Source organism: Streptomyces sp. NPDC102514, assembly GCF_055584525.1.
The window spans coordinates 261900-273185 of the sequence record NZ_JBVJLW010000014.1 but is presented as its reverse complement, the minus strand read 5'-3'; the positions used below and the strand labels follow the sequence as shown (position 1 = coordinate 273185).

General features: G+C 72.8%; 9 protein-coding genes. 6 read left to right on the top strand and 3 right to left on the bottom strand.

The annotated features are described in order from the left end of the window. A partial coding sequence (locus tag ACZ60E_RS31910; protein WP_453793838.1) for a HAMP domain-containing protein occupies window positions 1-918 on the bottom strand: 918 nt, incomplete at its 3' end. 808 nt (window positions 919-1726) lie between these two features. On the opposite strand from ACZ60E_RS31910, the gene ACZ60E_RS31905 reads away from it, so the two are divergent. Together ACZ60E_RS31905 and hemW are read left to right on the top strand one after the other, a co-directional pair. Then, a complete protein-coding gene (locus ACZ60E_RS31905; RefSeq protein WP_469444985.1) occupies window positions 1727-3640 on the top strand; it encodes a SpoIIE family protein phosphatase in 1914 nt (637 codons plus the stop codon). A 55-nt stretch (window positions 3641-3695) separates the two neighbouring features. Beyond that, on the top strand, window positions 3696-4928 hold the full coding sequence (gene hemW / locus ACZ60E_RS31900) for a radical SAM family heme chaperone HemW (RefSeq protein WP_384816236.1): 1233 nt from the start codon (window positions 3696-3698) through the stop codon (window positions 4926-4928). Window positions 4929-5075: 147 nt separating this feature from the next. On the opposite strand, the gene ACZ60E_RS31895 is transcribed toward hemW, so the two are convergent. Continuing rightward, a complete protein-coding gene (locus ACZ60E_RS31895; RefSeq protein ID WP_384816582.1) occupies window positions 5076-5879 on the bottom strand; it encodes a DUF3097 domain-containing protein in 804 nt (267 codons plus the stop codon). Window positions 5880-5962: 83 nt separating this feature from the next. Then, entirely contained in the window at window positions 5963-6745 is a 783-nt protein-coding gene (locus tag ACZ60E_RS31890; protein WP_469444914.1) for an MBL fold metallo-hydrolase, read from the bottom strand. 249 nt (window positions 6746-6994) lie between these two features. Between ACZ60E_RS31890 and hrcA the strand changes: the two genes are divergently transcribed. The 4 genes from hrcA to ACZ60E_RS31870 all read left to right on the top strand — a co-directional run bounded on the left by hrcA (window position 6995) and on the right by ACZ60E_RS31870 (window position 11089). Then, window positions 6995-8011, top strand: coding sequence for a heat-inducible transcriptional repressor HrcA (gene hrcA / locus ACZ60E_RS31885; RefSeq protein WP_107016317.1), 1017 nt, complete (start codon window positions 6995-6997; stop codon window positions 8009-8011). Then, window positions 8012-9151 carry a molecular chaperone DnaJ gene (gene dnaJ, locus ACZ60E_RS31880; protein ID WP_107016318.1) on the top strand — a complete coding sequence of 380 codons (1140 nt, stop codon included), beginning with the start codon at window positions 8012-8014 and terminating at the stop codon, window positions 9149-9151. Window positions 9152-9260: 109 nt separating this feature from the next. Continuing rightward, window positions 9261-10346, top strand: coding sequence for a nitronate monooxygenase (locus ACZ60E_RS31875; RefSeq protein ID WP_384816576.1), 1086 nt, complete (start codon window positions 9261-9263; stop codon window positions 10344-10346). Next, on the top strand, window positions 10343-11089 hold the full coding sequence (locus tag ACZ60E_RS31870; protein WP_384816573.1) for a 16S rRNA (uracil(1498)-N(3))-methyltransferase: 747 nt from the start codon (window positions 10343-10345) through the stop codon (window positions 11087-11089). The genes ACZ60E_RS31875 and ACZ60E_RS31870 overlap by 4 nt, the downstream gene beginning before the upstream one ends. The last annotated feature ends 197 nt before the right edge of the window (window positions 11090-11286 follow it).

Genomic DNA, 11286 nt, shown 5'->3' with positions numbered 1-11286 from the left:
CTTCAGCTCCAGGATCTCGCCCTGGGCGCTGACGGTGATCTTCTGACTCAGATCGCCGTTGGCGACGGCCGTGGTCACCTGGGCGATGTTGCGGACCTGGGAGGTGAGGTTCGAGGCCATGAAGTTGACGTTGTCGGTGAGGTCCTTCCAGACCCCCGACACACCGCGCACCTGGGCCCGGCCGCCCAGCTCGCCCATCGTGCCGACCTCGCGCGCCACGCGGGTGACCTCGTCGGCGAACGCGGAGAGCTGTTCGACCATCGTGTTCACGGTCAGCTTCAGTTCGAGCAGCTCACCGGTCGCCTCGACCGTCACCGTGCGGGTCAGATCGCCGCGCGCCACCGCCGTGGTCACCAGGGCGATGTCACGGACCTGCGCGGTCAGCCGGGACGCCATCGTGTTGACCGCCTCGGTCACGTCCCGCCAACTGCCCGACAGACCGGTCACCTTCGCCCGGCCGCCGAGCCGGCCCTCGGTGCCGACCTCACGCGCGACCCGGGTCACCTCACCGGTGAAGAGGGACAGCTGATCGACCATCTTGTTGACGGCCCGCCCGAGGCGGCGCAGATCGCCCCGCAGCTGCCGGTTGCCGTCGTGCAGATCGACCCGCTGGGTCAGATCGCCGCCCGCCACCGCGTCCAGGACCCGGGTCGCGTTGGCGGCCGGGGCCACCAGGGCGTCGAGCAGCTGGTTCACGTCGTTGATCCTGGTCGTCCAGTGGCCCTGGCCCGGGCTCGCGGCGAGCCGCTCGTCCAGCCGGCCGTGCCGCACGATCTCGCGGCGGACGCGCTGGGCCTCCGCGTTGAAGTGCGTACTCCGGTCCACGATCTGGTTGAACACCATGCCCAGCTCGGCCACGATGCCGTGCCCCGTCGTCTCGGGCACCTTGCTGAAGTCGCCGTCCCGGGCGGACGTCATCGCGGCCAGGAGAGGGCGCAGATCCGATACGCGAATCTGTGCGTCTCCGAGCACATGCATAGCACTGTTCTCACTCATGGAGGCCCACTTCGGTAACTCGGTGCTTATGGGCGTAGCCAGTCTGTCACTCTGTCTGCATCGCTTGGGGCGTATTCGTCCGAACTGCTCAGGGAGACGCACAGTGGGGGCCATTCCGACGCAACGGGAGTCAGCGTCCCGTGCTCCTGGGGACGTGGCACGCCCGCACACGGTGGCCCGTACATCCTTCCCGGGCAACTCCCTCGCACCGGGCGCGGCCCGCAGGTTCGTCCGCGCGACGCTCGCGGGCTGGGCCGAACTCGGCGTGCCCGGCGCGGAGTTGGTCACCGATCAGCTAGTCGGGGACGCGATGGTGGTCGTCAGTGAACTGGTCACGAACGCCGTCGTACACGCGGGCACGGACGTGGAACTGCTGTGCCGCCTCGACAACTGCACGGAGGACTGCGCGGCGGGGATCCCGGGCGACTCGGGTCCTCTGACGGCGGCGCCGACGGTACGGGTACTGGTGCCGGGTACGGAGTCGGTAAACGGGTCGGGCGACGCGCCGGGCAACGGGTCGGGCTCGGCGCCCGGCGCCGTGCCGGACGGCGGACCGGGCCCGGCGTCGGGCGGCGCGGCGGGAACTGCGCCCGGCGTGGTGCCGGACGCCGTACCGGGCCCCACGTCGGACGGCGCGCCCAGCCCTGTGCCGGGCCTCGCACCAGGTGCCGTGCCGGAGGCTGCCGCGGGGCTCCGGCAGGCGGCGGCTCCTGGCGGCGCGGCGGGCGTCATGTCGGACGCGTCGGACGTCGTGCCGGAGGCTGCGCCGGACAGCGTGCCGGCCCGCACGTCCGGCCTTGTGCCGGCCCCGGCGCCGGGGACCGTGCCGGACAGCGGGCCGGGCCCCACGCCGGCCCTCACGCCGGCCCTCACGCCGGCCCTCACGCCGGCCCTCACGCCGGCCCTCACGCCGGCCCCCACGTCGGTCCCCGCACCGAGCGCCGTGCCGAGCGCCCCGCCAAGCCCAGCGGCAAGCGCCGTGGCAAGCGCCGTCGCAGGGGGCAACGGTGGGAGCCGGGACCCTGGGCCCGTCGTGGAGCGTCAGCGTGCTCTCGTCATAGAAGTGTCCGATCATCATCCCGAGCGGGTCGTGCGGGACGACAGTGCCGGGCGGCCGTACGACGCCATCGAGTACGGCCGTGGCCTGCGGCTCGTCTCCGCGCTCTCCGACGCATGGGGCATCACGTACCGCACCGGCACCAAGACCGTGTGGGCGCGGCTGCCCGCGGAGACGATCCCGACCGCCGAGGCGGCGGAGGCCTACGAGGGCGAGCGCGCGCTGCGGCGCGGGCAGCGGGCCGCCGAGATCCTCGCCCCCGCACCCCGGCGCAGCGTCCAGGACCAGGACTGGCTCAACCGCGGCGCCCTCTCCTTCCTCGCCGAGGCCTCCGACCTGCTCGGCGGGCAGCTCGACGAGGACCTGGTCGCCGCCCTCACCGGACAGCTGGTCGTGCCGCGGCTCGCCGACTGGTGCGCGGTGTGGCTGGAGGACGAGGCACCGGGCCGCTCCGACGGAGGCCTCGTCGGCGGACCGCGCCTCGCCCGCGTCTGGCACGGCAGCGAGAACCGCATGGAGGAGCTGCGCCGGCTGCTGGAGAAGGACCCGCCCGAACTGCCCGAGTCGGCGCGCTCCGGGCCCGTACCGATGCCCTGGCCCGCCGAGGCCCTGGGCGCGAAGGCGGAGGACGGATCGGCCCTCGCGTTCCGGCTGATCGCGGGCGGCAGACCGCTCGGCGCCCTCGTCATCGGACGGGCCGGACAGGACCACTTCCCCGACGAGATCACCGGACTCGTCGAGGACCTCAGCCGCCGCGTCGCGCTGGCCATCGGGGCGGCCCGCCAGTACGCCCGCCAGGCCACCATCAGCCGCGTACTGCAGCGCGGCCTGCTGCCCGGGGCGGTCGCCGAGATCCCCGGGGTGCGCAGCGCGCTCGTCTACGAGCCCTGCGACAAGGGCGGCCCGAGCGGCGACTTCTACGACCTCTTCCCCGCGGGCGACGGACGCTGGTGCTTCGCCCTCGGTGACGTCCAGGGCAAGGGCCCCGAGGCGGCCGTCGTCATCGGCCTCGCCCGGCCCTGGCTGCGCCTGCTGGCCCGCGAGGGGTACGCGGTGCCGGACGTCCTGGACCGGCTCAACCAGCTCCTCCTCGACGACGCCACCGAGACCGCGGACGCGGCGGCCCGCGCCCTGGTGGCGGAAGGCGGCCGGGGGCTCCCCGACGAGGGCCCGCAGAACCGGTTTCTCTCCCTCCTCTACGGCGAGCTCGTCCCCGTCGAGGGCGGCGTGCGCTGCACCCTGGCCTCCGCCGGACACCCGCTGCCGCTGCTCCTCCAGCCCTCCGGAGAGGTCCGCGAGGTGGCCCAGCCGCAGACCCTCCTCGGGGTCTTCGAGGACGCCAGCTACGGCTGCGGGACCTTCGAGCTGCGCCCCGGCGACAGCATCCTGTGCGTCACGGACGGCGTCACGGAGCGCCGCAACGGACACCGCCAGTTCGACGACGAGGACGGACTCGCCGCCGCACTCACCGGCTGCGCCGGACTGAACGCCGAACTGATCGCCGAGCGCATCCGCCGACTGGTGCACGAGTTCGGCGGAAAGCCGCCGGAGGACGACCTGGCGCTGCTGGTGCTGCAGGCCGAGTGACGGCCCTCCGGCCGCGCGGAGGGGGCACCTGCGTGCGTGCGGGACAATGGAGGACATGCCTTCCGCACTCCCCGACGGCGAGCCCGTCCCCGACGACGGGGCGCTGCCCGCGCACGCCCTCGCCGACGCGGCCGACCGCCCGCTCGGGTTCTATCTCCACGTCCCGTACTGCGCGACCCGCTGCGGCTACTGCGACTTCAACACGTACACGGCGACGGAGCTGCGCGGCTCGGGGGGCGTGCTCGCCTCCCGCGACAACTACGCCTCGACCCTCATCGACGAGGTCCGTCTCGCCCGCAAGGTCCTCGGCGACGACCCGCGGCCCGTCCGCACGGTCTTCGTCGGCGGCGGTACGCCCACCCTGCTGGCCGCCGACGATCTCGTACGGATGCTGGGGGCCGTCCGGGACGAGTTCGGGCTCGCGGACGACGCGGAGATCACCACGGAGGCGAATCCGGAGTCGGTGGACCCCGGGTATCTGGCCACGCTCCGGGCCGGCGGGTTCAACCGGATCTCCTTCGGGATGCAGAGCGCGCGCAAGCACGTGCTGCAGATCCTCGACCGCACCCACACCCCCGGCCGGCCCGAGGCCTGCGTCGCCGAGGCCCGCGCGGCCGGCTTCGACCATGTGAACCTCGACCTCATCTACGGCACCCCCGGCGAGAGCGACGACGACTGGCGGGCCTCGCTCGACGCGGCGATCGGCGCCGGGCCCGACCACGTGTCGGCGTACGCGCTGATCGTCGAGGAGGGGACGCAGCTCGCCCGGCGCATCCGGCGCGGCGAGGTCCCGATGACCGACGACGACGTCCACGCGGACCGCTACCTGATGGCCGAGGACCGACTGTCGCAGGCGGGGTTCTCCTGGTACGAGGTCTCCAACTGGGCCACCTCGGAGGCCGGGCGGTGCCTCCACAACGAGCTGTACTGGCGTGGGGCCGACTGGTGGGGGGCCGGGCCCGGGGCGCACAGCCATGTGGGCGGGGTGCGGTGGTGGAACGTCAAGCATCCGGGCGCGTACGCGGGGGCGTTGGCGGGTGGGCGGTCGCCCGGCGCCGGGCGTGAGCTGCTGTCCGAGGAGGACCGGCGGGTCGAGCGAATTCTGCTGGAGCTGCGGCTGGTGACGGGGTGTCCGTTGTCGCTGCTGCGGGCGGATGGGCTGGCGGCGGCTTCGCGTGCGCTGGCTGGGGGGTTGTTGGAGGCGGGGCCCTTCGGGGAGGGGCGGGCCGTGCTCACCCTCCGGGGGCGGTTGCTGGCGGACGGGGTGGTCCGGGACCTGGTGGATTAGCGGGCTTTCCCCCGCCCCCGCCGCCCCTGCCCGTTCCCGTCCACGCATGGGGCTGCGCCCCTCGCCCCCTTTGTCCTCAAACGCCGGACGGGCTGAAAGGCATCTTTCAGCCCGTCCGGCGTTTGAGGACAAAGGGGGGAAGTGTTTCTACTCCGGGGCCGTGACGAAGTCGATCAGTTCTTCCACTCGGCCCAGGAGTTCCGGCTGGAGGTCGCGGTACGAGTGGACCGAGTCCAGGATCCGCTGCCACGCCGCTCCCGTGTTTTCCGGCCACCCCAGAGACCGGCAGACACCCGTCTTCCAGTCCTGCCCGCGCGGCACCCGCGGCCAGGCCGCGATGCCCACGGACGACGGCTTCACGGCCTCCCAGACGTCGATGTACGGGTGGCCCACGACCAGCGCGTACTCGCTCGTCACGGCCTCCGCGATACGCGATTCCTTCGTGCCGGGGACCAGGTGGTCGACCAGGACCCCGAGCCGCGCGTCGGGCCCGGGGGCGAACTCGTCGACGATGGCGGGCAGGTCGTCGATGCCCTCCAGGTACTCGACGACGACGCCCTCGATGCGCAGGTCGTCGCCCCAGACCCGCTCGACGAGTTCGGCGTCGTGGCGGCCCTCCACGTAGATGCGTCCCGCACGGGCCACCCGGGCCCGCGCCCCGGGCACGGCGACCGATCCCGACGCCGTGCGCGTGGGGCGTACCGGCGCGGCCGACGGGCGTACGAGGGTCACCACGCGCCCTTCCAGGAGGAAGCCGCGTGGCTCCAGCGGGAACACCCGGTGCTTGCCGAAGCGGTCCTCCAGCGTCACCGTCCCCGCCTCGCAGCGGATCACGGCACCGCAGAACCCGGTGCCGGGCTCCTCGACCACGAGCCCCGGCTCCGCCGCGACCTCGGGCACGGGCTTGGGCTTCTTCCACGGAGGGGTGAGATCCGCTGAGTACTGGCGCATTCGGATGACGATAGGAGAAGCCCGGGCCCCGCACGTACACCGACACCCCGGAGCGGCGCTCGCGGCAGGACTTGCGGCACGACTCACGGCACGTCGAAACGCCGTGCCAGCGCCTCCCGTTGGGCCCGTACGAACGTCGCGTCCACCACCGCCCCGTGCCCGGGCACGTACAGCGCGTCCTCGCCCCCGAGGGCCAGCAGGCGGTCCAGCGCGGCGGGCCACCGGGAGGGCACGGCGTCCGGTCCGGCCTGGGGTTCGCCGGACTCCTCGACCAGGTCGCCGCAGAAGACGATCTCAGGCGAACCGGGCCCGGCGACCAGGACCGCGAGGTCGTGGCCGGTGTGCCCGGGGCCCACGTTCGCCAGCAGGACCTGCCGGCCACCGCCCAGGTCGAGCGTCCACTCGCCGGAGACGAGATGCCGGGGCCGCACCAGGAGATCCGCCGCCTCGGCCGCCTCCGCGGGATCGGCGCCGTTGCGCACCGCGTCCGCGAGCAGTTCCTCCCGCCCCTCGCCCAGGACCCTCCCCCAGTCCCGGCCTCGCTCGACCGGGGGGACCCCCACGGCGCCCGCCGCGGCGAACACCTCGGCCCCCGTGAACGCCGCCGCCCCGAAGACATGGTCGAAGTGCGGATGCGTGAGCGCGAGGTGCGTGACGCGCCCGCCCCCGAGCAACTCGTGCGCCCGCGTGCGCAGCCGCGCGCCCTCCCGCACGCTCGATCCCGCGTCGATCATGAGCGCCGCGTCCTCGCCGACCACGAGCCCGGCCGTGCAGTCCCACCCCGGGAGCCGGCAGCGCCCCGCGTACGGGGACAGCTCCTCCCAGCCGGTCCCGTCGCGCCCGGACCCTTCCCATGTCACGTTCATGCGCCGACGCTAACCCCGTCGGCCGCGCCTGCATGTTCCCGACAGAGCGGGACACCCTCGTACACGTCGCCTGTCCGATGTGCCCGGCGTCACGACATCGCAGGCCCGCCCTTGCCCGGCCCGTACCCACCGGCCGTACACTTGGCGCGGGGATGCTGGCACTCGCGCGCGCTGAGTGCCAGGCGACACCGCCGATGACGACCGACTGACGACCGATGACCGCGCGGAAGACCACGGGAGGTGTGCGCGATGCTCAGTGAACGCAGGCTCGAAGTGCTGCGCGCCATCGTCCAGGACTACGTGGGCACGGAGGAGCCGGTCGGCTCGAAGGCGCTCACGGAGCGCCACCGGCTGGGGGTGTCACCGGCGACCGTCCGCAACGACATGGCGGTCCTGGAGGACGAGGGGTACATCGCGCAGCCGCACACCAGTGCGGGGCGCATCCCCACGGACAAGGGCTACCGCCTCTTCGTAGACAAGCTCGCGGGCGTCAAGCCGATGACCGCGCCCGAGCGGCGGGCGATCCATCACTTCCTGGACGGTGCCGTCGACCTCGACGACGTCGTGGGGCGGACCGTGCGGCTCCTCGCACAGCTCACCCGCCAGGTGGCCGTCGTCCAGTACCCGTCACTGACCCGCTCGACCGTGCGTCATGTGGAGCTGCTCGCGCTGGCCCCGGCCCGCGTCATGCTCGTCCTGATCACGGACACCGGGCGGGTCGAGCAGCGCATGGTGGACTGCCCGGCCCCCTTCGGGGAGGTCTCCGTGGCAGATCTGCGCGCGCGGCTCAACAGCCGGATCACGGGGCGCCGTTTCGCGGATGTCCCCCAACTGGTGCAGGATCTCCCCGACGCCTTCGAGTCGGAGGACCGGGGGACGGTCACGACCGTGCTCTCCACCCTCCTGGAGACTCTTGTCGAGGAGACCGAGGAGCGGCTGATGATCGGCGGCACCGCCAATCTGACGCGCTTCGGACATGATTTTCCCCTCATGATCCGTCCGGTGCTCGAAGCGTTGGAGGAGCAGGTCGTGCTCCTCAAACTCCTGGGCGAGGTCAACGATTCGGGCATGGCCGTACGGATCGGTCACGAGAACGCCCATGAGGGACTCAACTCCACTTCTGTGGTCTCGGTCGGCTACGGTTCGGGCGGCGAAGCAGTCGCCAAACTCGGCGTGGTCGGACCGACGCGCATGGATTACCCCGGAACGATGGGAGCGGTACGAGCGGTGGCACGGTACGTAGGACAGATCCTGGCGGAGTCGTAAGTGGCCACGGACTACTACGCCGTACTCGGCGTGCGCCGCGACGCGTCCCAGGACGAGATCAAGAAGGCATTCCGGCGGCTCGCCCGCGAGCTGCACCCGGACGTCAATCCCGATCCGAAGACGCAAGAGCGCTTCAAGGAGATCAACGCCGCGTACGAGGTGTTGTCGGACCCGCAGAAGAAGCAGGTCTACGACCTCGGCGGCGACCCGCTGTCCCAGGCGGGCGGCGGTGGCGCGGGCGGCTTCGGAGCCGGCGGCTTCGGCAACTTCTCGGACATCATGGACGCGTTCTTCGGCACGGCGTCGCAGCGTGGACCCCGGTCCCGCACGCGGCGCGGCCAGGACGCGATGATCCGGCTGGAGATAGAGCTCGACGAGGCCGCCTTCGGCACGACGAAGGACATCCAGGTCGACACGGCCGTCGTCTGCACCACCTGCAGCGGTGAGGGCGCGGCCCCCGGCACGTCCGCGCAGACCTGTGACATGTGCCGCGGTCGCGGCGAGGTGTCCCAGGTCACGCGGTCCTTCCTGGGCCAGGTCATGACGTCCCGCCCGTGTCCCCAGTGCCAGGGCTTCGGAACGGTCGTCCCGACGCCGTGCCCCGAGTGCGCGGGCGACGGACGGGTGCGCTCGCGCCGGACCCTGACCGTGAAGATCCCCGCCGGTGTCGACAACGGCACCCGGATCCAGCTCGCGGGCGAGGGCGAGGTCGGCCCCGGCGGCGGCCCCGCAGGCGACCTGTACGTGGAGATCCACGAGCTGCCGCACAACATGTTCCAGCGGCGCGGCGACGATCTGCACTGCACGGTCACCATCCCGATGACCGCGGCGGCACTCGGCACCAAGGTCCCGCTGGAGACGCTCGACGGGCTCGAAGAGGTCGACATCCGCCCCGGGACGCAGTCCGGGCAGTCGATCCCCAAGCACGGGCGCGGCATCACCCATCTGCGGGGCGGCGGACGCGGCGACCTCATCGTGCACGTCGAGGTCATGACGCCCACGAAACTCGATCCCGAGATGGAGCGGGTCCTGCGGGAGCTGGCCCAGATGCGCGGCGAGGAGCGGCCCACCGGGCAGTTCCAGCCCGGTCAGCAGGGCTTGTTCTCCCGGCTGAAGGACGCCTTCAACGGCCGTACCTGACGGGCGAACCGCTGGTGACCGCCGGGCGTGCCACAGGATGATTCCTGTGGCTTATGCCCGGCGGACGGCCGGATTCGGACTTGTAGGGAGGACGTGACAACATGCCGTCATGTCCTCCGCGCTGACCGATCTTTTCCCTCTCCCGATCGTGCAGGCCCCGATGGCGGGCGGCGTCTCCGTGCCGCAGCTCGCCGCGGCCGTGTCCGAAGCCGGAGGGCTCGGGTTTCTCGCCGCCGGCTACAAGACCGCCGACGGCATGTACCAGGACATCAAGCAGCTGCGCGGGGCCACCAGCAGGCCGTTCGGCGTGAACCTCTTCATGCCGCAGCCCGAGTACGCCGACCGGTCGGCCGTCGAGGTGTACGCCCACCAGCTCGCCGGTGAGTCCTCCTGGTACGAGACCGAACTGGGCGACCCCGACAGCGGACGCGACGACGGCTACGACGCCAAGCTCGCCGTCCTCCTCGACAACCCGGTGCCGGTCGTCTCCTTCCACTTCGGCTGCCCCACCCGTGACGTCCTGGACTCCCTGAGCCGGGCCGGCACGCTCACCCTCGTCACCGCGACCACCGCCGAGGAGGCGCAGGCCGTGCAGTGGGCGGGCGCCGACGCGGTCATCGTGCAGGGCGTCGAGGCCGGCGGCCACCAGGGCACCCACCGCGACAACCCGGAGACGGACGGCTCCGGCATCGGACTGCTGTCGCTCGTCGCGCTGGTCCGCGAGACCGTGCAGATCCCGATCGTCGCGGCCGGCGGCATCATGCGCGGCAGCCAGATCGCCGCGGCGCTGGCCGCCGGCGCGAGCGCCGCCCAGCTCGGCACCGCCTTCCTCGCCACCCCCGAGTCCGGGGCCAACGCCCTCCACAAGCAGGCGCTGACCAACCCCCTCTTCGTGCGTACGCAGCTGACGCGGGCGTTCTCCGGCAGGCCCGCGCGCGGGCTGATGAACCGCTTCATGCGCGAGCACGGGCCGTACGCGCCCGCCGCCTATCCCGAGGTGCACCACCTCACCTCCGCGCTGCGCAAGGCCGCCGCCAAGGCGGGGGACGCGCAGGGCATGGCGCTGTGGGCGGGACAGGGGCACCGGCTCGCCCGCGAACTGCCCGCCGGACAGCTGGTGGAGGTGCTGGCCGCCGAACTCGCCGCCGCCAGGACAGCGTTGTCGGCCGAGCAGGGCGGGGGCGTCGGGCGATGACCGCGCCGGTGTTCGTGGTCGACGAGGTGCCCGGCGGGCCGCAGTTCGTGCTCGACGGGCCCGAAGGGCGGCACGCGGTGTCCGTGAAACGGCTGCACACCGGTGAGGACGTCGTCCTCACCGACGGGCGGGGCCGCTGGGCCGAGGGCGTCGTCATGACGGCCGAGGGCAAGGACCGGCTCGTCGTGGCGGACCTCCACGTCGTGCACGAGGAGCCGCCGCCCGCGCCCCGTATCACCGTCGTGCAGGCGCTGCCCAAGGGCGACCGGGGTGAACTCGCCGTCGAGACCATGTCGGAGACCGGCGTCGACGCGATCGTCCCCTGGGCGGCGTCGCGTTGCATCACGCAGTGGAAGGGCGAGCGGGGGCTCAAGGCACTGGCGAAGTGGCGGGCGACCGCGCGTGAGGCGGGCAAGCAGTCGCGGCGGGTGCGGTTCGCGGAGGTCGCGGACGCGATGTCGACGAAGCAGGTTGCGGCGTTTCTCGCCAAAGCGGAGTTCGCTGCGGTGCTGCACGAGGACCGGGGGTACCCCGGTGAGCCCCTCGCCACCGTCGAGTTGCCCGCCGCCGGGTCGATCGTGCTGGTCGTCGGGCCCGAAGGGGGTGTCTCCCCGGAGGAGTTGGCGACGTTCACCGAGGCCGGGGCGCGGGCCTGCCGGCTGGGACGCAGCGTGTTGCGGACGTCCACGGCGGGGACGGCAGCGGTGGCGCTGCTGCTGGGCCGGACGGGGCGCTGGTCGTAGCACCGGCCCGGCTGCGGGCCCGGTGGGCGTGGGCGTACGTGATTGCGCAGTTCCCCGCGCCCCTGGGTACCTCGGCCCGTCCGGGGTTCGCGGTGCGGCGAGTTGGGGAACTGCGCGATCAGCCCCCACCGGCGCGCAGTCGACAGTGAACGGTGCGGTGGGGGCGGGCCTCAACGATTGCGCAGTTCCCCGCGCCC

Coding starts and splice junctions, on each gene's coding strand:
- ACZ60E_RS31905 (WP_469444985.1), top strand. CDS start 1,727: ATGTCGGACGCGTCGGACGTCGTGCCGGAGGCTGCGCCGGACAGCGTG.
- hemW (WP_384816236.1), top strand. CDS start 3,696: ATGCCTTCCGCACTCCCCGACGGCGAGCCCGTCCCCGACGACGGGGCG.
- ACZ60E_RS31895 (WP_384816582.1), bottom strand. CDS start 5,879: ATGCGCCAGTACTCAGCGGATCTCACCCCTCCGTGGAAGAAGCCCAAG.
- ACZ60E_RS31890 (WP_469444914.1), bottom strand. CDS start 6,745: ATGAACGTGACATGGGAAGGGTCCGGGCGCGACGGGACCGGCTGGGAG.
- hrcA (WP_107016317.1), top strand. CDS start 6,995: ATGCTCAGTGAACGCAGGCTCGAAGTGCTGCGCGCCATCGTCCAGGAC.
- ACZ60E_RS31875 (WP_384816576.1), top strand. CDS start 9,261: ATGTCCTCCGCGCTGACCGATCTTTTCCCTCTCCCGATCGTGCAGGCC.
- ACZ60E_RS31870 (WP_384816573.1), top strand. CDS start 10,343: ATGACCGCGCCGGTGTTCGTGGTCGACGAGGTGCCCGGCGGGCCGCAG.